Source organism: Mycobacterium sp. E740 (assembly GCF_001672895.1).
Lineage (GTDB): Bacteria > Actinomycetota > Actinomycetes > Mycobacteriales > Mycobacteriaceae > Mycobacterium.
The window spans coordinates 1-19969 of record NZ_LZKP01000174.1; the positions used below are offsets into that span (position 1 = coordinate 1).

The window sequence follows — 19969 nt, forward strand, 5'->3', positions numbered from 1 at the left end:
CGCCGGCCCCCCCCCCCCCCGCCGCACCACCAGCAGAGGCCGGTGCCCCCGCGGTGCCGCCGGCGCCGAGCGAGGCAGCTCCGCCGCCGCCGGTGCAGGCACCACCCGGCGAGCAGTCGACCGCCACACCGGAACCCGCGCCGCCGCCCGTCGCCCCGGGAACCAGCGTGCCTCCGGCGCCACCCAACGGCGCGACCGCAGGCTCCCCGGTGCAGCTGGTGCTCGTGCAGCCGGCGATCGTGCCACCCGACGCGTCCGGAAAGAGCTCCTGGGTGCGACCGCTGATCGGACTGGTGGCGGGCCTGATCGTCGGATACGGGCTGTTCTGGCTCGCACGACCTCGAAGCACCGGCGAGCAGGAGCCGCCCTCGGGACCCGAGCCGCCTGAGCCTTCGGAAACCGACGTTCTGGACACAGATCTGTTGGGACACAGGTGGTTTGACGGCCCTGATCTCGACCCTGACGCCGGCGAAGCGCGAGGCTGAGCGTTGGGCACGCCCTCCACCGGACTTCCCGCCGGCACTGATTCCGGCGGCGACCACCGTCGACCGCCGTCGACCGGACGGCTGCTGCTCGCTTCGGGCGGCGCGCGCCTGCTCATGCTGCCGATCGGTGGCCTGTCGAGCATCCTCATCGCCAGGCTGGTCACCACCGCAGACGGCGTCGACCTGTTCGGCGTCGTCATGCTCATCGCCACGCTCAGCCAGCTGCTGATGTTCGCCGACCTCGGGGCGGGAGCCGCGATCGCCACGGCGCGCGCTCAGGTGCAGAACGCCCCGAGCGAAGTGGAGAAGTTCCGGCGGACGAACCTGACCGCGATCCGCACCACCCTGTGGTCCGCCGCTCTGCTCGCGCTCGTCGCGTGCCTGATCGGACTGTTCGGCGCGTGGCCGGCCCTGCTCGGGGTCAGCAACCCCAACCTGTCGACCGGCCTGAACGTCGCGGCCGTACTCACGCTCGTGACGTTCGGCCTCGCCCTGCCGTTCTCGCTCGCCCAGCACGTGCTCCGCGGGAGCGGCCGCATGCACCAGGCGATCGTCTTGACCGGGCTCTCCGCCCCCTTCGCCCTGGTACTCACCGGGGCGCTGTACGTGCTGGACGCACCCGCGCTCAGCTACGCGCTGACCTTGCCGATCGGCGCGCTGCTCAGCGCGATCTGCTGCACCGTGCAGGTGGCCAGGACCGACAGGAAGCTCGTCACGGGCATCATGTCGGAAGTCTTGCGGCCCCGCCGCTTTCCCGGACTGCCCATATCCGCGACGGCCGCGCCCTGGTTCGTCGTGATGATCGGTCTGCCTCTGGCGCTGCAATCGGATCGCATCATCATCTCGCATCAGACCGATGCCGTCAGCCTGGCCGACTACTCGTACGCAGCCCAGCTCTACGCGCCCCTTTTCTCGGTCATGTCGCTTGCCGCGCTTGCACTTTGGCCGTCGTTCGCGGCCGACAACCTGACGGACGGGGCGGCCCGGCGGAGCTGGTTGACCGGGGTGGGCATCCTGGGCGCGGCCGGTTCGGTGGGCGCCGTCGGGTTCGTCCTGTTGTCGCCGTACGTGATTTCGTGGATGAGCGCAGGGACCGCGAGCCCGGAGTGGTCGCTGCTGTTCGCGTTCGCCGCCCTGCTCGTCGTGCAGTCGCTGCACGCCACGTCGGGCATGGTGCTGATCTCGCCGCGCCACCTCAAGTTCCAAGCGGTGTGCGTGATCGCGCTCGTCGTCACCAACATCCCGGCCTCCTGGGTGCTGGCCCCGATTCTTGGCCCGGCGGGACCCGTGTGGGCTTCCGTCTTGACCGTGGCGGTGTGCCAGCTGGTGCCGGGCGCAATCCTCGCCCACCGAGTGACGGACCACCGATCCGCGAGCAAGGGGCGCGCGGATGGCTAGCGCGTTGAGCAGCCTGGCGATCGCGGCGATGTCCTTCGTCGCGCTGCTGGTCTTCCTGAGCGCGTTCATCAAGGTGATCAGGCGCGGCGAATGGACGGGCACGGCCACGCTGGCTGCGGTGGTGGTGATTCCCACGATCAGCTTCCTGCAGATCGTCGTGACCTACCTGGGTGACTGGCAGCCGGTGACGGACGCGTTCTTCGACCTGCAGTGGCTCAACCCCGAATGGGCGCGCGTCGCGTGGGAGGCACTCAACGTCCTGCTGGGCATCTTCTGCCTGACTGTGTTCGTCGTCCGGGTGAGGCGGCCGGACACGATGCTGAACATCCCCGCGGTGCTGTACCTCGTCGTCGCGCTGATGTCGTTCGCATCCGCTCTCCTGAACGGCGACAACCCGTTTCGGCCGGTGTCGCTGGTCTTCATGGCGATGCTGCTGCTGAGCACGGTGGCGCCGCGCGGGCTCGGCATCCACATCGGCGTCGGTACGTGCTGCGTCATCATCGCGATCGCGAGCGGGCTGACGATGATCTCGCACCGCGATTTCAGCGTCCTGCCCTGCGTGGGCGGAGGCGAGAAGTGCGGAATTCTGGGCTTCCGGTTCCAGGGCGTCATGCTGAACGAGAACGCCCTGGCGCTTGCGCTCGCGCTCGCAATGCCTTTCGTATACCTGGCTTTCGATTCCTGGGAAGGCTTCGCGCTGAGCGGATTCCTGCTCGCCATCATCCTCGTCACGGGAAGCCGGTCGGGCACGATGGCGGGCCTCGTCACCTTCGTCGTCCTGATCGTGGTGCGCCCGAACATCAGGCGGCCCAGGCCGGCGCCGATACGAAGAGCACTGCTCTACCTCGGGCTCGCCGGCGCCGCAGTCGTCGGCTTGACGCTTCCCTTCGTCATCCACAACCCCGCCTCCTTCCACGGTCGGGCGTACCTGTGGTCGCTGGCTCGCGGGGCGATCTCAGAGCCGGGCCCGCTGATGTACGGAGCCGGCGTGGAAGGGTGGCAGCATTTCCGCGACGCCGGTCTCATCGGATTCACCTCGGTCTACTCCGTGCACAACCAATGGCTGCAGGTGCTGTTCTCCACCGGGCTCATCGGCTTCGCGGTGTTCGTTTCGATGCTGGTGGTCCTGCTCTGGCAAGCGCGACAAACGTATGCCCTCGTCGTCGGCTGCGTTCTCGTGCCGGTCTTCATGCTGGCGGCGACCGAGCGGCCGTGGACGCTCGACACCACCGACTGGATGGCCTGGGCCGTGGTCGCAGCGCTGCTGTCCTACCCGTTGACGCGCGTACCCGCAACGCCTGAACCACCTGCTCGCGGGCTCGATCGAGCTGAGGCGCCGAAAGTGTTGGAGCACTAGAAGACATGCACCGAGCCAATTCGACGACGTTGTGCGTCAACGGCAAGTGGCTGGCCCAATCGGCCTCCGGCACACACCGTTACGCGACCGAGGTGATGCGCGTGATCAGCGCGACGCCGCTGGCGTCGGCCATCACCCTCGTCTTGCCCAGAGATGCGGTGGAGCCGCCGTGGGCAGCGAAGTTCCACACCGTCCGCTCACGCTTCCGCGGCCTGCTCTTCGAGCAGATCGCGCTGATCTGGCTTACCCGCGGCAGCCATCTGTTCTCACTGGCCGGACCGGCGCCCGTGCTCAAGCGCAACCAGACCCTGGTGATGCACGACGCGACGCCGTTTCGCTTTCCGAGCACCTTCCGTCTGGCTTTCGTGCTGTGGTACCGGTTCATGTACGGGCTGCTGTCGCGCACCGCAAAGCGCGTCCTGACCGTTTCGTCCTTCAGCCGCGAGCAATTGGCCGGTGTGCTCAAGGTGCCGCCGCACCGATTCGAACTGGCTCCGTGCGGGGCCGACCACATCCGCCCCGAGACCCCCGAGAGTTCCAGTAGGCCACTGCCTTTCGACCGTGGCACGTTCGCCCTGATCGTGGGCAACCTGGCGCCGCACAAGAACGTCGGACCAGCGGTCAGCGCGCTGGCGGCGGCGGGGGTGCCCGTGGCGGTCGTCGGCGGCGCCGAGCACGTACAGCACGTGTTCCGCAGCGTCGCACTCGACAGCCGGGACAACGTGCACCTGCTCGGCCGGATCGACGACGCGGAACTGCAGCACCTCTACGCCGCGGCCGCCGTGCTCGTCGCGCCGTCGCGGTACGAGGGATTCTGCATTCCGGTCATCGAGGCAGGCAGACTCGGCTGCCCAACGGTTTACGCCACCGGGTCGGCGATCACCGAAGTCGCCGGCCGCGGCGGGCTCGGTTTCGATCCCGACGACATGGACCAGTGCGTCCGGTCGGTCCAGCGGATCGTGGGCGATCCGGAGTTCCGGAGCGAACTCGGGACCCTTGCGCGCTCGAACGCCGAACGTTTCAGTTGGGAACGGACGGCGCACACGATATTCGGTGACTGGGCCGAGCTGCTGGGAGCGACTGCCTCTCCGCTGCGCGTGCTTCACGTCACCGAGACTTTCGCCGGCGGAATCCGCGCCGCGGTCCTGGGCTACGCGAATGCCGTTGGGGCGCAGGAAGTCGAGTCGTCGCTGCTCGCGCAGGACCGTGGGATCGGGCTGTTCGAGGAATTGGACGGTTCATCCCCGTTCGCCCAGACGCGGATGGTCCCGCACGGTCTGATGAGTTTGTGGCGGGCGATCGGATCGACCGTGGACGAACTGCGTCCCGACGTCGTGCACTTTCATTCCTCGCTGGCGGGCGGAGTGGGGCGCCTTCGGCCCGGCCTGCGCCGGAAAGCCGCTGTCGTCTACAGCCCGCACTGCTTCGCGTTCGAGATGAGCGATATCTCCGCACCGCGACGGTGGTTCTACCGCTGCGCAGAGTTTCTTCTCGCGCGCCGCACAGCCGGCTTCGTCTGCGTGAGTCCGCACGAGGCCGAACTCGCCAGAAACCTCGGCTCCCGCGCAGATGTGGTCACCCTCATCAACCTGTTCACCCCGGCGCAGTTCCCGGCTGAGCGGACGGTTCCTCAGGCTCCTCAGGCGTCGGCAACGGGCGAGCGGACGCGAATCGTGACGGTGGGGCGGTTGACCGCGCAGAAGGATCCCGACCTGTTCAGCGAGATCGTCTCGGCGCTTCGCGAGACCGGGGACATCGAGGCGACGTGGGTCGGCGACGGCGATGCGTCGACGCGCACCGCGCTGCAGGCCCAGAATGTCTGTGTCACAGGCTGGTTGCCGGCCCGCGAGGTGCCGAAGGTGCTCGCCGGTCAGGACGTATACCTGCACACCGCCGGCTGGGAGGCCGCGGCGCCGCTCGTGGTGTTCGAAGCCATAGAGGCCGGGTTGCCGGTCGTCGTTCGTCGCATCACCGCGTACCGGTCGATGCTGCCGCTGGAGTGGCAGTTCGACGATGCCGCCTCCGCAGTGCGGATGATCCGCGAGCTCCAGCAGGAACCGGCGCGCAGCCGACGTGTCCGAGAACAGTTCGAGCTCCTCGCTGAATTGCGCAGGGACAGCCCGGATCTGGTGCTGGCAGCCGCCTACCGTCGGATCCTGATCCGCTCGGGCGCTGCGCTGCGCACGAAATCTGACCGCCTGCACCGGAACGGCCGGCAGCACGCCCCGAGTAAGAAGGTGAGCCCGTGAACACCCCGATGTTCAGCATCGTGACCATCAACTACCAGAATCTCGACGGTCTTCGCGAGACGGTCGAGTCGGTGAGATCCCAATCGTTCCGCGACTTCGAACACATTGTGGTCGACGGCGGTTCGACCGACGGCTCTGCCGAATGGACAGCCGCCAACTTCGACGGAGCGTGGGTGAGCGAGCCCGACGGCGGCCGCTACGACGCGATGAACAAAGGCGCCCGGATGTCGAGCGGCGAGTACCTGTGGTTCCTGCATTCCGGCGACCTGTTCGGCGACGACGACGTGCTCGCCCGGGTGGCGTCGGCGATTCAGACCCGGCCAGAAGGCCTTCCAGACTGGCTGTACGGATTGGCCCGGGTCGTCAACGCGGACAAGAGCTTGCGCACCACCCTCGGATTCGTGCCGTTCAACATGTTCAACTTCGCGATATTGCAGCGCCCGCTGCCGCATCAGGCCAGCGTCTTCCGGCGGGACTTCTTCTGGCGGCTCGGCGCCTACGACACCGAGGTCGGCATCGCCGCCGACCAGCTGTTCATGCTGCGTGCCGCGACTAGTTCTACGCCGATGACGCTCGCGGACTTCCTCTGCGACTTCGACTGCACCGGGATCAGCGCCAACCGGTCGTGGTGGGCGAACAACAAAGACCGACACCGGATTCTGCGGCAGTTGGAGACTCCGATCGCCCGCTGGCGGACGCTGGACATCCTCATCGCCTACAGCTACGGACTACTGCGGCAGCTCGGATTCCTGCTGCGCGCGGGAGTGGGACGCAGATGACCCGCGCGCACTCAATCCGACACAGACCACGCCGATCGCCGAGCAGCAGCTAGGAGCAGACCATGGAAGTCGTTGCCGCCCTGCGGGCGATCAGAAGCGGATGGCTGATCGTGGCGATTCTCAGCGCGATCCTGGCCGGCCTCGCATCCGTCCTCACCGCGTTGACCACCCCGACCTACACCGCCACCACACAGGGTCTGGTGTCAGTCGGCAACGCCCAGAGCAGACCGACGTACTCGCTGACCAACGGTTCGCAATATATCGTGACGCGGATGACGAGCTATTCACAGCTCGGAGTGACCACTCCCGTCCTCGAACCGGTCGTCGAGCAGTTCAGGCTCCCGCTGACCGCGGCGGCGCTGCGCGAGCACGTGGTGTCCGAGAACATCGTCAACAACGCGTTGTTGGAAGTGAAAGTGGAATACGACGATCCTGTTCTCGCGGCGCGAATCGCCGATGCCACGCTCGCGCAACTGGCCAAGACCGTCGAGAACCTGGAGCACGGCAACGTCACCGTCACCGCCGTCGGCCCGGCCCTCGTGCCGACGGCGCCCGGAAACCGCAACATCGCGGTGAACACCGCTGTGGGAGCCGCCGCCGGCCTCATTCTGGGCTCGTTCATCGCGGTGGCGGCCGCGAGAATCCGATCGCGCCGCGCAACCCGATGGGCGGCAGCCCGTGTCACCTCGGACACGTGAACCTCTGCCGTACGGCATGAGGACCAGCTGATGAGCGAAGCCGGCGTCGTCCTGCAGATCGCCTCGCTGGCGCCCCCGGCCCGGTTCGGCGGGGCCGAACGTGTGGTCGGTCATTTCGCCGAGGCGCTCGAGCGGGCGGGTTTCCGCGTCCACAACCAGGGCCTCAAACCCAGGAGGCATCCCGGCGAGCCGGGCTCACCGATCAACAACATCTACTGGCCGTTCGACGGTCGACGCCGCGGCGTTGCACAGCGCACGCTGTTCCACTCGGTCGACACGTTCACCCTCGCGGCCCGCAGGCCGGTCTACGAGCTGATGAAGCGGCTTCGCCCAGACGTGGTCATCACCCACAACCTGCGCGGCTGGGGCTACGCGCCGTGGGTCGTCGCCAAAGAGCTGGAGATCCCCCTGCTGCACGTCGTTCACGACTACGGGTTGCTGTGCAACGCGACGACGCTGTGGAACGGCGGTGTCTGTGAAGGTGTGTGCGCGCCGTGCCGACCGCGTCTGCGGGCCACCCGGCGGCGGTGGCCGGGCGGCCAGATGGTGGGGGTGTCCGCGGCGGTTCTCGACGAACACCGGGTGCGCAAGATGGGGGATATCGATGATGCGGTCGTCGTCCACCCGACCGCGGCGGCTCAAGATCCGCATTGCTCCCCCAGACCGACGCTCGACGGTGTCCCCACCACTGTGGGCTACCTCGGACGGCTGAGCGAAGCCAAAGGCATCGACCTACTGGTCGCCGCGATCAGTGGAAGCGGCAAGCGGTTGATCGTCGCCGGTGAAGGCGAACCGTCCTCCGTCGCTTCGCTGGAGGCTCTGGCGGCCGGTCAAGTCGAGTGGCGCGGGTGGATGAACCCCGGATCGCTTTTCGACGAGATCGACGTGCTCGTCGTCCCCTCTGTGTGGCTCGAGCCGTTCGGCCTCGTCGTCGTCGAGGCGGCGCGCGCGGGTGTGCCCGTGCTGATCTCGGAGCGCCCCGGGCTCCTCGAAGCAGCTCGCGCGTCCGGGGCGCGGCACGCGACGTTCGCAGCGGGCGACCCTCGAGCGTTGCGGGAAGCGCTCGACCGGCGACTGGACAGCTATGTCGCCGAACCGAATTCGACCACGGAGACTGACATCGTCGAGGTGGTTTCTCGGCTGATGACGGCCGGACATCGCACTGGAGGCGCTCGATGACGCACCGAATCCGCGGATGGGGCCTGCTGCTGTTGCTCCTGTTCAGTCTGCTGCCGCTGTCCTGCGCGTCGCCGGTCCGGGCGGTCGGCACGGCTGACATCGGCATGTCGGTGCGCATGGGCGGCACAGACCCGGCGACTGTCGCTCGGCAGTTCGACCTGATGGCCCAGATGAAAGTGAAGTGGGTCCGCACGGACTTCGACTGGTCCTGGATCGAGCAGAATCGCGGTCAGTTCGACTGGGGCTATCCCGATCTGATCGTCAAAGAGGCGTCGGCACGAGGGATGAAGGTGCTGGCGTTGCTCACCTACACGCCGGCCTGGGCACGGGAGCCGAACACCACGAGCCATGCTCCGCCGGCGGACGCCGCGCAGTTCGCAGCGTTCGCCGCAGCGGCCGCCGAGCGTTACGCGCGTCGCGGCGTTCGACATTGGGAGATCTGGAACGAACCCAACGCCAGGGAGTTCTGGGAACCGAAACCGGACGCCGACCGGTACGGCGAGCTTTTCGGCGCCGCTGCGGCAGCCGTGCGCAAGGTGGATCCGGACGCCACGCTGCTGACCGGCGGACTCACCAGAGGCGGCGACGCGCCCGACGGCAGCCTCGTTTCGCAGACCACCTATCTCGAGCGGCTCTACGGCAACGGGACGGCGCAACAGGCGGACGCGGTCGCCGTCCACCCGTACAGCTTTCCGTTCCTGCCGATGCAGCCCAACCAGGAGATCGGCGGGTTCAGGGGACTGCCGGAAGTCCACGACCTCATGAGCCGCCACGGCGACGGCGACAAGAAGATCTGGATCACCGAGTTCGGCGCTCCGACGGGAACGGGCCCGGCGGCGGTCTCCGAGGACGCTCAGGCCGAAGCGATCGTCCAGGCGCGCGAGCAGGTGCAGGGCTGGAGCTGGGCCGGACCGCTCTTCTATTTCGAGTTGCGCGACGGCGGCGACGACCGCGGCGATCTGCACCAGAACTTCGGCGTCCTGCACAGAGATCTGCGCCCGAAGCTGTCCGGCGAAGCACTGCTCGACTAGCAAGGCCGGCTAACGGGTACCGGCTCGCCGGCACCTCGGCTACGCGGCTTAAACTTTCCCGGGTTACATTCCTAAAGACGTTTCTTAGACATGCCACCAGGAGGCGCAGTGCCCAGTCACGCCAGCTCGAAGATCTCCAAGGTGCTGGTCGCCAACCGCGGGGAGATCGCGGTCCGGGTGATCCGGGCCTGCAAGGACGCCGGGCTGCAGAGCGTGGCCGTGTACGCCGAACCTGACGCCGACGCGCCCCACGTGCGGCTTGCCGACGAGGCGTTCGCCCTCGGCGGGCAGACGTCGGCGGAGTCCTATCTGGTGTTCGAGAAGCTGCTCGACGTCGCCGAGAAGTCCGGCGCCAACGCCGTGCACCCGGGCTACGGGTTTCTCTCCGAGAACGCCGACTTCGCCCAGGCGGTCATCGACGCAGGCTTGATCTGGATCGGGCCCAGCCCGCAGTCCATCCGCGACCTCGGCGACAAGGTCACCGCGCGCCACATCGCCGCGCGGGCCAAGGCGCCGCTGGTTCCGGGGACACCGGACCCGGTCAAGGACGCCGACGAGGTGGTGGCGTTCGCCAAGGAGTACGGCGTGCCCGTCGCGATCAAGGCGGCCTTCGGCGGCGGCGGCCGCGGCATGAAGGTGGCCCGCACCCTCGAAGAGATTCCCGAACTGTACGAGTCGGCGGTCCGCGAGGCCGTCGCGGCGTTCGGCCGGGGTGAGTGCTTCGTCGAGCGGTACCTGGACAAGCCGCGTCACGTCGAGGCGCAGGTGATCGCCGACCAGCACGGCAACGTCGTCGTCGCCGGCACCCGCGACTGCTCGCTGCAGCGGCGCTTCCAGAAGCTGGTCGAGGAGGCGCCCGCGCCGTTCTTGACCGACGCCCAGCGCAAGGAGATCCACGAGTCGGCCAAGCGCATCTGCAAGGAGTCCCACTACTACGGTGCCGGCACCGTCGAGTACCTGGTCGGCCAGGACGGCCTGATCTCGTTCCTCGAGGTGAACACCCGACTGCAGGTCGAGCATCCGGTCACCGAGGAGACCTCGGGCCTGGACCTGGTGCGCCAGCAGTTCCGCATCGCCAACGGCGAGCCCCTCGACATCACCGAGGACCCGACGCCGCGCGGCCACTCCATCGAGTTCCGCATCAACGGCGAGGACGCGGGCCGCGGCTTCCTGCCCGCCCCCGGCCCGGTGACCAAGTTCGAGGCGCCCGAGGGCCCCGGGGTGCGGCTGGACTCCGGCGTGGAGAGCGGTTCGGTGATCGGCGGTCAGTTCGACTCGATGCTGGCCAAGCTGATCGTCACCGGCGCGACGCGCCAGGAGGCCCTGGAGCGGTCCCGCCGGGCGCTCGCGGAGTTCACGGTCGAAGGCCTGGCGACGGTCATCCCGTTCCACCGGGCCGTGGTGTCCGATCCCGCGTTCATCGGTGACGACAACGGCTTCACGGTGCACACTCGCTGGATCGAGACCGAGTGGAACAACACCATCGAGCCGTTCACCGGCGGGGACCCGATCGAAGAAGAGGACACCGTTCCGCGCCAGACCGTGGTCGTGGAGGTCGGCGGCCGGCGTCTGGAGGTGTCGCTGCCCGGTGACCTGGCGCTCGGCGGCGGCGGAGCGCCCGCGGCGGGCGGCAACGTCGTACGCAAGAAGCCCAAGCCGCGCAAGCGTGGTTCACACGGCGGCGCGGCCGCATCCGGCGATGCCGTCACCGCGCCGATGCAGGGCACCGTGGTCAAGGTTGCCGTCGAGGAGGGCCAGCAGGTCTCCGCGGGTGATCTGGTCGTCGTGCTCGAGGCGATGAAGATGGAGAACCCGGTGACCGCTCACAAGGACGGCACCATCACCGGCCTGGCCGTCGAGCCCGGTGCCGCGATCACCCAGGGCACCGTCCTCGCTGAGATCAAGTAGTCGCTTCGGCGCGCTGATGGAGCCGGTCGAGATCAATGCCGGCGCCTGGTACTTACGCGCGCTACGCGACGACGAGCTCATGGACGACCTGCCTGCCCTGGCCGACATGGGTGAGACGGACCCGACCTACGTCAGCCGCTGTCGCACGGACTGGGCGTCGGACATCCGCTACACGTGGGCGGTGTGTGAACCCACCACCGGCGAGATGCTGGCCGAGGCGACGCTGGCGCCTGCCACCGGATCGATCGGATTAAGGGCGCGCCCCGGGCACGCTGAAGCCGCGCAGGCCGCCGGCGACGTGGTGCGCCGCTTCGCCGCTACTCTCTGACGTCGATGTCGCGGCCCGTCGCCAGATCGGCGCAGTCCACCGCCACGACGTCGTCGCGGTCGGCCAGAAACGACCGCGCGCCCTCGTCGCCGCGGATCTGCCCCAGCAGCGTGTGCCAATGCCTGCGCGCGATCACCACCGGATGGCCGGGCGCCTGCGCGTAACGGGCCCGTGCGAGGCCGGATGCCGACTGGACTCCCGCGTCGAGTACACGCCGCACGACGTCCGCTCCGACGTCGGGGGTGTCGACGGTGTGCAGCACGGCGTACTCGGCGTCCACCGCCGACAGGCCGGCCCGCAGGGATGCCGACAGCCCGTCCGCCCAGGCTTCCGCGATGACCGCGCGCGCAGGCGCGGGTACCTCGACGATCGCCGCGCCGAGTACCACCACCACCTCGGCGCAGCCCCCGAAGCGCAGAGCGTCGACGCCCTTCTTCAACCATTCCCCCTGCGCTGCAAGGACTTTCGGCATTCCGAAGCGCGTGCCCGCACCCGCGGCCAGGAGCACCCCGGCGGCCGTCGTCGTCATGGGCACCAGTGTGCGACCCCTCGCGAGCGTGCGCAAAGTGCTGCGATTTGCGGCGTGGCGCGCGACAGACACGCACTGTCGAAGCAGGGGGGCGACGCATCGATTGTGCGTAACCGAGAACCGGCGTAGGGTTCTGGGCAGGTTGAGTTCCCAGCCAACTTGGAAACGTCATCGACGTGCAGGGCAGAACTCCCGCCGCTGCTGCGAAGGCTTTGAACACGCAGGGCCCCAAATTTTGACGTGAACCACAGTACGAATGACGCATTCACTGATGGAGTCACAGATGTCCATTTCTCAACCACCCATCGCCGAATCCCACGACTGCCGCACCGCGCATTTCGCGACGCGCTGGCTGCAATCGGACACCGCGGTCATCGTCGTGTCCGGTGAGGTCGACGCCGCCAACGCTCAGGAATTCGTCGACTACGCGCTGCGCCACGCCGCACAGCTCGATCGTCTCGTGGTCGACCTGTCCGGTGTCGACTTCTTCGGCACCGCGGGGTTCTCGGCACTGCACGCCCTCAACGTGAGGGCGGCCGGCGAGAGCATCAACTGGGCGATGCTGCCGAGCACAATGGTCAGTCGGCTGTTGCGCATCTGCGATCCGGATGCCGCGTTGCCCGTCTGCGACAGCGTCGACGCAGGGCTGTCGGCGGTGGCCGGCAACCGGGCGCTACTGCAGCTGATCCCGCAGCCGCGTTAGGGATTTCGCCAGCAGGCGCGACACGTGCATCTGTGAGATTCCGACCCGTTCGGCGATCTGCGTCTGGGTGAGGGACTCGAAGAACCGCAGCAGCAACACCGTGCGCTCGCGCTCCGGCAGCGCAGCGAGCAACGGCCGCAACGCTTCCCGGTTCTCGATCTGGTCCAGACCGAGGTCGACGTCGCCCAGCGTGTCGGCGATCGCCGGAGCATCCTCGGTACCGCTGCCGCCGCTGTCGATCGACAGCGTGTTGTAGGAGCTGCCTGCCACCAGACCCTCGACCACCTCGTCGCGATCCATGTCCAGCTCGGCGGCCAGCTCCGAGGCCGTCGGGGCGCGGCCGAGCCGCTGCGACAGCTCCGCGGTCGCGGCACCGAGTCGCAGGTGAAGCTCCTTGAGCCGCCGCGGCACCTTGACCGACCAGCTGTTGTCGCGGAAGTGCCGCCGCACCTCGCCCATGATCGTCGGCACCGCGAACGAGACGAAGTCCGAGCCCGCCTCGACGTCGAAGCGGATCACCGCGTTCACCAGGCCCACTCGGGCCACCTGCACGAGGTCCTCGCGCGGCTCACCACGCCCGTCGAAGCGCCGCGCGATGTGGTCGGCCAGCGGCAGGCAGCGCTCGACGATGCGGTCTCGCTGCCGCTGGAACTTCGGCGAGTCCGCCGGCACTTCCTTCAATTCGCGGAACATGTCGGCGACATCCGCGTACTCAGAGTTCGAGCGCGACGACGAACCCTGTGACGTCGACGGCGTCACTGCAGTGTCGCTCGTCTCGTCGTCATGGAGATCCCGAAGACCTGGGCGTCCTCGGGTCCCTGCCCATTCTGGAACGTGTCGACTTCGTCGGTCAGCGAGCTGAGCACATGCCAGCTGAAGCTGCCCGGCGCCAGGATGTCGGAGTTCTTGCATGTGGTCGAGGCGTCGATGACGACAGCGTCGTCACGCGGATCGATCACCAGCAGCAGGACGGATTCGGGTACCGCTGAGCGGATCAGCCTGGTACACGCCTCGTCCACCGCGAGCCTGAGGTCGGCGACGGCGTCGAAGTCCAAGTCCTCGAACGTCGCCACGGCGGCGACAAGCGTGCGCAGCACAGCAAGGTTCTCGAGCTCGGCAGCGACCCGGAGTTCCACCGACCGCCCACCGTGCCCGTGCCCGTTGTTCTTGTTGGCATTGGTATTGGCAACGTCGGCCATCTGACCTCCCGGCAATGTCGAAGCGAGATTACCCCAGGCCGAATCCCAGCTAACCACGTGTACTCCGGTTGTCCCGTAGCCGATGACGTGTGCCGCACGCCAAGGCGGGTAATACCCGGGTCATGGAGCAGGCTCGACAGCGAACGACCGCACTGAGGACCAGCGTTCTGCCGGCGCGATCAACCCAGGGTTCTCCATGGTCCGACACCAATACCCCGCGCTCTTCGGATGTCAAACATGAAGCTTCGTCGTAGCGTCGTGACCGGACCCGGCATGCGCCGGGTGCGCCGCGGACGCGGGTTCTCCTATCACCATCCCGACGGTTCGCCGGTCACCGACGAGCAGACCTTGCAGCGCATCAAGGATCTGGTGATCCCGCCGGCGTGGAAGAAGGTCTGGATCTGCCCCCACCCGAACGGGCACATCCAGGCGGTCGGCACCGACGCCGCGGGCAGGCGCCAGTACCTGTATCACCAGAAATGGCAGGAGGAGCGCAACGAGGAGAAGTTCGACCGGGTCCTGGAGATGTCCGCCGCGCTGCCCGAGATGCGGCGGCAGATCGCCGCGGATCTGCGGGGCCGCGGCCTCACCCGCGACCGCGTCCTGGCCCTCGCACTGCACCTGCTCGATCTCGGCTACTTCCGCGCCGGGTCCGAGCAGTACGCCGAGGAGAACAACTCGTACGGGATCGCCACGCTGCTCTGCGAACACGTGACTCTGCAACGCAGCGCGATCGAGTTCGACTTCCCCGCCAAGAGCGGGGTGCGACGGACTCTGACGATCGACGACCCCGAAGCCTTCCGCTCGGTGCGGGCGTTGTTGCGCCGGCCGGAGCGCACCGAGCGACTGCTGGTGTGCCGCAACGGTTCCAGTTGGATCGACATCCACGCAGACGACCTCAACACCCGGTTCAAACAACTCGTCGGCGACGAGTACACGGTCAAGGACATGCGGACCTGGCACGGCACTGTGCTGGCGGCGTATGCATTCGTCGACGCCGACCCGCCGGTCAACAAGACCGTGATCAAGCGGGTCGAATCGGCGGTGATGAAGGAGGTCTCCGAAGAACTGGGCAACACCCCCGCGGTGGCCCGCGCTTCGTACGTCGACCCGCGAGTGGTGCAGGGTTACGAGTCGAATCTCACGATCGCCGCGGGCGCCCGGCGCGCAGCGAAGACGAAGACCCTCGCCGAGCGTCAGGAGGTGCTGGGCCGCAGCACGGCCAGCCTCATCCGTAAAGTCGCCAAAGGTCAGTAGCCCGACGGCATTCCGTTGCCGAGGTAGGTGACGTCGAGACCGGTCAGCAGCGTCGGGTCGAGCAGGTTGCGAGTGTCGACGACGACGGCTCCGGGCGCCTGCTCGGCGATGAGCGCCCAGTCGAGGTCGCGGAACTCCGGCCATTCGGTCAGCACGACGATCGCGTCGGCGTCCTTGGCGGCGAGGTAGGGGTCGTCGACCGCGATGATCGACGAGGTCCGCAGCCGCGAATGGTCCATCGCGGCCAGCCGCGGATCGTAGCCGGTGATCTGCGCACCGGACCGGCCCAGTTCGGCGCAGATGGTCAGCGCGGGCGAGTCGCGCAGGTCGCTGGTACCGGCCTTGAACGTGAGCCCGAAGGCGGTGATCCGCGCCCGGCCGAGCGGAGAGCCAACGGTTCGGGCCAGCGTCGACGTGATGCGCGCCGACTGTGCGGCGTTGGTCAAGCGGGCCGACTCGATCTCCGGCAGCTGCACGCCGGCCTGCCGGCCGGTGTGCAGGATGGCTGCGGTGTCCTTGGGCAGACACGAGCCGCCCCACCCCGGGCCCGGCTGCAGGAAGTGCGGGCCGATCCGCACGTCGGCTCCCATGCAGCGGATGACGTCGGCGATGTCGGCGCCCAGCCGCGCGCAGAGCTGCGCCAGCGAGTTCGCGTAGGAGATCTTCACGGCCAGGAAGGCATTGCTCGCATACTTGGCCAGCTCGGCGCTCTCCGGACTCATCCGCAAGGTCTGCGCATGGTTTCCGTAGACGCGCGACACCAGATCGGCGGCGGTGTCGTCCTCGCTGCCGATCACGATGCGGTCCGGGTTGCGGAAGTCGTAGACGGCGTGGCTCTCGCGCAGAAATTCCGGGTTCGACACCGCCCGGATACCGGCGCGGCGCACCCGCTCGCCGACGCGCCTGGTGGTGCCGACGGGCACCGTCGACTTGAGCACCACCACCGATCCCGCTCGCAGCACCGCTGACAGGTGATCGACCGCGTCGTCGACCGCCGACAGGTCCGCCGAACCGTCCGCCCCGCTCGGCGTGGGCACACACACGAACGCCAGGTCGCAACCGGCGAGATCCGTGTAGTCGACGGTGAATTGGAGCGTTTCGGCGTCCAGGCCCTCATGCAGAAGTTCGCTGAGCCCGGGTTCGTCCAGCAGCGCAACGCCGCGGCGGAGCTGCTCGACGCGGTCTGCGTCGACGTCGACGCACACTGTGCCGTGGCCGCGTTCGGCAAGGCACACCGCGGTGGTGAGCCCGACGTAGCCCGCGCCGACCACGCCGGCGCGAAGGGTGTTCATGCACAGTCCTTCAGCAGCGCCTCGGTGGCGTCGAGCACCCTGGCGACCGTGATCAACAGCAGCCCGCGGTGCGGTCGATCGGCGTGGGGATCCCCTTTGTCGCCGGCCCATACCGCGATGTGCGGGCCGGATCCCCTGGGTCCCCATCGATTCGGCGGGGTCGGCCCGAACAGCAACACCGACGGGGTCCCGGTCGCGGTGGCGATGTGGCCGACGCCGGTGTCGCCGCAGACCAACAGACCGCAGTCGCTGATGAGCGCGACCAGTTCGAGCAGGTCGAGAGTTCCTGCGAGCACGCTGGATTCGGGCAGCCCGGCAGCCGCGGCCACCGACCGCGCAAGCTCGACTTCGCTGTCGTCGCCGGTGATCACCACGTCGTGGCCCCGGCGCCGCAGGACGGCGGCGACTTCTGCGAAGCGCTCCGGTGGCCAGCGCCGAGCCGCGAACGCCGCACCGGGGTGGATGACGACCGCCCGCGAGTACTCCGGACAGCCGGCGGGCCGGGTGATCCCCAGATCCTCTGCATCACAGGAGATTCCGGCCCACTCGAGGAGCGCACACCACCGGTCCACCTCGTGCAGCTCCGCTCGCCATGGCGGACCGTCGACGTGCGGGTAGGCGCGGTGCCGGTGGCTGATCAGCGCCCGGGGCCGCAGCGCGAGGAGGTCGGCGATACTCTCGGGGCCGCTTCCGTGCAGGTTCACCGCCAAGTCGGGACGCTTGGCGGGTTCGTTCAACCGGCCGAGGCCCGGCGTCGGGTCCACCGCGTCGATCGCGCCGGAGAGCATCGCCAACCGCGCGTATCGAGCGGGGGTGGCCAGCACGATGTGCGCCTCGGGTTGGGCCCGCCGCAAGCCACGCAGCGCCGGGATGCCGGTGAGCAGATCACCGAGACCCAGCGCGCGCAGAACCAGGATTTCGTCCTGGCTCACGGCCACGACGACTCCGTCGACGCGCACACCACCAATTCGCGCACCTCGCAACCCGCCGGTTGGGTCAGCGCGAAGATCACGGTCTCCGCGACATGTTCGGGCTGGTTGAGTTTGGCGTCCGGCGGCGGTTTGTACTGTTCGTCGCGGGCGTCGAAGAACGCGGTGTGCATGCCGCCCGGGATCAGCGTCGTCACACCGACTTCGCCGGCGAGCTCGGTGGCGAGCGCGCGCGAGAACCCCACCACGCCGAACTTCGATGCACAGTAAGCGGTGGCGTCACTGACCGCCCTGATTCCCAGAGTCGATGCGCACGTGACGATCCGGCCATGGGTGCTCTTGAGGTACGGCAGCGCCGAGCGGATCACCGCGGCGGTGCCGAGCAGGTTGACGTGGATGACCCGTTCCCAGTCCTTGACCGCGACGTCGTCGAGCTTGCCGCAGACGTCCGTGCCTCCCGCGGTGAAAACGCCGTGGATCTGACCGCCGGCCTGTTCGGCGAGTGCGCGCACGGCTGCGTCGACGGCCTCGGTGTCCGCCAGGTCCGCCCGCGCGAAGGCGACGCCGGGCTTCGGGTCGTTGCGGTCGATGACCAACGGTGTACCGCCGTGCCGCGCAACGGCTTCGACGGTGGCGGCACCGAGCCCGGATGCACCGCCGGTGATCAGAACATTGCCCAGTTTCATGCGTCGTCTCCCTTCACGACCGCGCCGCGGCGATCAGATTCGATGTCGAGTAACCCGCGACCGTCGGAAGCAGCACCACTTCGCCGCCGTGCCGTCGCACCACACCCGCCTCGAGCAGGTCGGCTTCGGTGTAGTCACCGCCTTTGACCCAGATGTCGGGGCGCAGTTGGTCCAGTGCCGCCTCGGGCGACAGCTCGTCGAAGATCACCACCGCGTCGACGCACGCCAGGGCGGCCAGCACCCGGGCCCGGTCCTCGCCGGCGGTCACCGGCCGTCGCGCTCCCTTCAGCGCCCGCACCGATGCGTCGGAGTTCAGCAGGACCACGAGCGCGTCGCCGAGTTCACGTGCCTGCCGCAGCAGTCGCACGTGACCGGTGTGCAGCAGATCGAAGCACCCGCCGGTGGCCACCAATGTGCCGCCACCCCGGCGGAGCCGATCGCGGACCTCGGCGATGCTGCCGGTTATAGCGGTGGATTGAGTTGGCGCTGAACGACTCTGGACGACCGGTGCCGCGGTCGACACCCCTACTGCGCCGCCTGCCGCGACGAACCGGCTGGCCCCCTCGACGGCCTCGGCGACCGCGTCCGCGGTGTCACGGCCCGTGGCCAGCGCCAGCGTGGCAGCGATGGCGAACCGGTCACCGGCGCCACAGGTGTCACCGCGGCCGGCATGTGCGGCCGATTCGGGCACCGGGTGGTGCGAGTTGCCATCTGCGGTCGCGAGCAGTGCACCGCGCGGGCCGAGCGTCACGCACACCGCCCTGGCGTCCCACTGCTGGCGCAGCGACTCCGGTGATCGGTCCCGTGCCTCACTGGAATTCGGCGTCACGAGCCAGCAGCCCGGCACCGGGTCAGCGCCGCGGGGATGCGGGTCCCAGACGACCGGCACCCGTTCGGCTGCCCGGGTCAACAGCTGGCGGATCTCGTCGTGTGCGGTGACGCCGCGGCCGTAGTCGGCCACGCAGATCGCGGCCGCGCCGTCGATCGTCTCGGCGACCGCAGGCGGCAGCCGATCGGCGGCCGCCGAGCCGTCGCCGTGGTCGAGTCGCAGCATCGACTGGCCGCCCGCGCGAATCCTGGTCTTGCACACCGTCGCGCCCGACAGCTTCAGTCCCACGACCCGCACACCGGCCTCGGTCAGCAGGTCGGTGAGCGCTTGACCGTCCGCGTCGCCGCCGACGGCCGTAACCAGGACCACGTCGCGGTCTTGGCGTGCGGCCAGCACGGCGGCCAGACCCGCGCCGCCGGGCCGCTGCCAGATGCGCTCGGCGTCCACGACCGGTACGGGCGCCTCGGGGCTGAGCCGCGTTGCGCTGCCTTCGATGTCGACGTCCAGCATGGAGTCGCCGACGATGACGAGTGGTCCGTTCATGAGCCGGCTCCCAGTGTGTCGGCTGGCTCGGTGTCGATCGGCAGGGCGCCGTCGACGGCGATGCACAGCGCGTGCACCAGCAGAAGATGGATCTCCTGCACCGTCGCGGTGCTCGGCGCCTCGACACAGACGGCGTCGTCGCACATCGCGGCGAGCGGATTGGGATGCGGACCGGTGAACGCCCATGTGGTCAAACCGGTTTCATGCGCAGCCTTGACCGCGGCGAGCACGTTCGGGCTGGTGCCGCTGGTCGACAGCGAGACCAGCACATCGCCGGGCCGGCCGTGCGCCCGCACACCCCTGGCGAACATTTCGTCGATGCCGTAGTCGTTGGCGATCGCGGTCAGTGCCGAGGTGTCGGCGTGTAACGAGATCGCCGACAACGGCATTCGCTCGTCGCGGAAGCGCCCCACCAACTCGGCGGTGAGGTGCTGGGCTTCGGCGGCGCTGCCGCCGTTGCCGCACGCCAGCAGTCGGCCGCCGGTGGTGAGCACATCGGCGAGTCGCTCACCCCAGGCCGCCACTTTCGGCGCCTGCGGACTCATGTGCGTGACCGCCTGTGACAATGCCCCGAAATGGGATTCGATCGT

The 19969-nt window shown here is 68.5% G+C and carries 19 protein-coding genes and 1 pseudogene; 12 read left to right on the forward strand and 8 right to left on the reverse strand.

Features of this window, described 5'->3' with window-relative positions:
- The 10 genes and pseudogenes from A5663_RS16780 to A5663_RS16825 all read left to right on the forward strand — a co-directional run.
- Positions 1-485, forward strand: a pseudogene (locus A5663_RS16780) (hypothetical protein); the annotation flags it as partial.
- 3 nt (positions 486-488) lie between these two features.
- The gene (locus tag A5663_RS16785) at positions 489-1883 is read left to right on the forward strand and encodes a lipopolysaccharide biosynthesis protein (protein ID WP_068151408.1); all 1395 of its coding nucleotides are present in this window, start codon (positions 489-491) and stop codon (positions 1881-1883) included.
- Positions 1876-3240: an O-antigen ligase gene (locus A5663_RS16790; protein ID WP_068151411.1), complete on the forward strand. Its 1365-nt coding sequence runs from the start codon at positions 1876-1878 to the stop codon at positions 3238-3240. Before A5663_RS16785 ends, A5663_RS16790 begins: the two co-directional genes overlap by 8 nt.
- A gap of 5 nt (positions 3241-3245) precedes the next feature.
- Entirely contained in the window at positions 3246-5489 is a 2244-nt protein-coding gene (locus tag A5663_RS16795; protein WP_068151414.1) for a glycosyltransferase, read from the forward strand.
- Complete coding sequence (locus A5663_RS16800; protein ID WP_068151417.1) at positions 5486-6268, forward strand: glycosyltransferase family 2 protein; 783 nt, start codon at positions 5486-5488, stop codon at positions 6266-6268. Before A5663_RS16795 ends, A5663_RS16800 begins: the two co-directional genes overlap by 4 nt.
- Before the next feature lie 62 nt (positions 6269-6330).
- Complete coding sequence (locus A5663_RS16805; protein ID WP_068151420.1) at positions 6331-6966, forward strand: YveK family protein; 636 nt, start codon at positions 6331-6333, stop codon at positions 6964-6966.
- 30 nt (positions 6967-6996) lie between these two features.
- On the forward strand, positions 6997-8145 hold the full coding sequence (locus A5663_RS16810) for a glycosyltransferase (RefSeq protein ID WP_068151424.1): 1149 nt from the start codon (positions 6997-6999) through the stop codon (positions 8143-8145).
- On the forward strand, positions 8142-9176 hold the full coding sequence (locus tag A5663_RS16815; RefSeq protein WP_068151426.1) for a cellulase family glycosylhydrolase: 1035 nt from the start codon (positions 8142-8144) through the stop codon (positions 9174-9176). Before A5663_RS16810 ends, A5663_RS16815 begins: the two co-directional genes overlap by 4 nt.
- A 108-nt stretch (positions 9177-9284) precedes the next feature.
- Positions 9285-11084 carry an acetyl/propionyl/methylcrotonyl-CoA carboxylase subunit alpha gene (locus A5663_RS16820; protein ID WP_068151428.1) on the forward strand — a complete coding sequence of 600 codons (1800 nt, stop codon included), beginning with the start codon at positions 9285-9287 and terminating at the stop codon, positions 11082-11084.
- 16 nt (positions 11085-11100) lie between these two features.
- Entirely contained in the window at positions 11101-11412 is a 312-nt protein-coding gene (locus A5663_RS16825; RefSeq protein ID WP_068151432.1) for a hypothetical protein, read from the forward strand.
- On the opposite strand, the gene A5663_RS16830 is transcribed toward A5663_RS16825, so the two are convergent.
- Positions 11402-11941, reverse strand: coding sequence for an NTP transferase domain-containing protein (locus A5663_RS16830; protein ID WP_068151434.1), 540 nt, complete (start codon positions 11939-11941; stop codon positions 11402-11404). The genes A5663_RS16825 and A5663_RS16830 overlap by 11 nt on opposite strands.
- A 283-nt stretch (positions 11942-12224) precedes the next feature.
- On the opposite strand from A5663_RS16830, the gene A5663_RS16835 reads away from it, so the two are divergent.
- Positions 12225-12644, forward strand: coding sequence for an STAS domain-containing protein (locus tag A5663_RS16835; protein WP_068151483.1), 420 nt, complete (start codon positions 12225-12227; stop codon positions 12642-12644).
- Here A5663_RS16835 and A5663_RS16840 read toward each other — a convergent pair.
- Together A5663_RS16840 and A5663_RS16845 are read right to left on the reverse strand one after the other, a co-directional pair.
- The gene (locus A5663_RS16840; RefSeq protein ID WP_369816652.1) at positions 12615-13337 is read right to left on the reverse strand and encodes an RNA polymerase sigma factor SigF; all 723 of its coding nucleotides are present in this window, start codon (positions 13335-13337) and stop codon (positions 12615-12617) included. The two genes, A5663_RS16835 and A5663_RS16840, sit on opposite strands and share 30 nt — an antisense overlap.
- Positions 13338-13399: 62 nt before the next feature.
- Positions 13400-13843 carry an ATP-binding protein gene (locus tag A5663_RS16845; protein WP_068151442.1) on the reverse strand — a complete coding sequence of 148 codons (444 nt, stop codon included), beginning with the start codon at positions 13841-13843 and terminating at the stop codon, positions 13400-13402.
- Between the two features lie 237 nt (positions 13844-14080).
- Between A5663_RS16845 and A5663_RS16850 the strand changes: the two genes are divergently transcribed.
- On the forward strand, positions 14081-15100 hold the full coding sequence (locus A5663_RS16850; RefSeq protein WP_068151445.1) for a DNA topoisomerase IB: 1020 nt from the start codon (positions 14081-14083) through the stop codon (positions 15098-15100).
- Here A5663_RS16850 and A5663_RS16855 read toward each other — a convergent pair.
- From A5663_RS16855 to A5663_RS16875, 5 genes are read right to left on the reverse strand one after another with little or no spacing between them, the layout of a single operon-like run.
- Positions 15094-16392: a UDP-glucose/GDP-mannose dehydrogenase family protein gene (locus A5663_RS16855; protein ID WP_068151448.1), complete on the reverse strand. Its 1299-nt coding sequence runs from the start codon at positions 16390-16392 to the stop codon at positions 15094-15096. The two genes, A5663_RS16850 and A5663_RS16855, sit on opposite strands and share 7 nt — an antisense overlap.
- Positions 16389-17330: a glycosyltransferase family 9 protein gene (locus A5663_RS16860; RefSeq protein WP_068151488.1), complete on the reverse strand. Its 942-nt coding sequence runs from the start codon at positions 17328-17330 to the stop codon at positions 16389-16391. The genes A5663_RS16855 and A5663_RS16860 overlap by 4 nt, the downstream gene beginning before the upstream one ends.
- Entirely contained in the window at positions 17321-18007 is a 687-nt protein-coding gene (locus tag A5663_RS16865) for an SDR family oxidoreductase (protein ID WP_068151453.1), read from the reverse strand. The genes A5663_RS16860 and A5663_RS16865 overlap by 10 nt, the downstream gene beginning before the upstream one ends.
- A 13-nt stretch (positions 18008-18020) precedes the next feature.
- Positions 18021-19379 (reverse strand): PfkB family carbohydrate kinase, encoded by a 1359-nt coding sequence (locus A5663_RS16870; protein WP_068151457.1) that lies wholly within the window; start codon positions 19377-19379, stop codon positions 18021-18023.
- Entirely contained in the window at positions 19376-19924 is a 549-nt protein-coding gene (locus tag A5663_RS16875) for an SIS domain-containing protein (protein WP_068151486.1), read from the reverse strand. The genes A5663_RS16870 and A5663_RS16875 overlap by 4 nt, the downstream gene beginning before the upstream one ends.
- Positions 19925-19969 lie beyond the last annotated feature (45 nt).

Bases quoted from the DNA above. Each gene is read 5' to 3' on its own strand.
- A5663_RS16790 (WP_068151411.1), top strand. From the start codon at position 1,876: ATGGCTAGCGCGTTGAGCAGCCTGGCGATCGCGGCGATGTCCTTCGTC.
- A5663_RS16795 (WP_068151414.1), top strand. From the start codon at position 3,246: ATGCACCGAGCCAATTCGACGACGTTGTGCGTCAACGGCAAGTGGCTG.
- A5663_RS16805 (WP_068151420.1), top strand. From the start codon at position 6,331: ATGGAAGTCGTTGCCGCCCTGCGGGCGATCAGAAGCGGATGGCTGATC.
- A5663_RS16810 (WP_068151424.1), top strand. From the start codon at position 6,997: ATGAGCGAAGCCGGCGTCGTCCTGCAGATCGCCTCGCTGGCGCCCCCG.
- A5663_RS16815 (WP_068151426.1), top strand. From the start codon at position 8,142: ATGACGCACCGAATCCGCGGATGGGGCCTGCTGCTGTTGCTCCTGTTC.
- A5663_RS16825 (WP_068151432.1), top strand. From the start codon at position 11,101: ATGGAGCCGGTCGAGATCAATGCCGGCGCCTGGTACTTACGCGCGCTA.
- A5663_RS16830 (WP_068151434.1), bottom strand. From the start codon at position 11,941: ATGACGACGACGGCCGCCGGGGTGCTCCTGGCCGCGGGTGCGGGCACG.
- A5663_RS16835 (WP_068151483.1), top strand. From the start codon at position 12,225: ATGTCCATTTCTCAACCACCCATCGCCGAATCCCACGACTGCCGCACC.
- A5663_RS16840 (WP_369816652.1), bottom strand. From the start codon at position 13,337: ATGTTCCGCGAATTGAAGGAAGTGCCGGCGGACTCGCCGAAGTTCCAG.
- A5663_RS16845 (WP_068151442.1), bottom strand. From the start codon at position 13,843: ATGGCCGACGTTGCCAATACCAATGCCAACAAGAACAACGGGCACGGG.
- A5663_RS16850 (WP_068151445.1), top strand. From the start codon at position 14,081: ATGAAGCTTCGTCGTAGCGTCGTGACCGGACCCGGCATGCGCCGGGTG.
- A5663_RS16855 (WP_068151448.1), bottom strand. From the start codon at position 16,392: ATGAACACCCTTCGCGCCGGCGTGGTCGGCGCGGGCTACGTCGGGCTC.
- A5663_RS16865 (WP_068151453.1), bottom strand. From the start codon at position 18,007: ATGAAACTGGGCAATGTTCTGATCACCGGCGGTGCATCCGGGCTCGGT.
- A5663_RS16870 (WP_068151457.1), bottom strand. From the start codon at position 19,379: ATGAACGGACCACTCGTCATCGTCGGCGACTCCATGCTGGACGTCGAC.
- A5663_RS16875 (WP_068151486.1), bottom strand. From the start codon at position 19,924: ATGAGTCCGCAGGCGCCGAAAGTGGCGGCCTGGGGTGAGCGACTCGCC.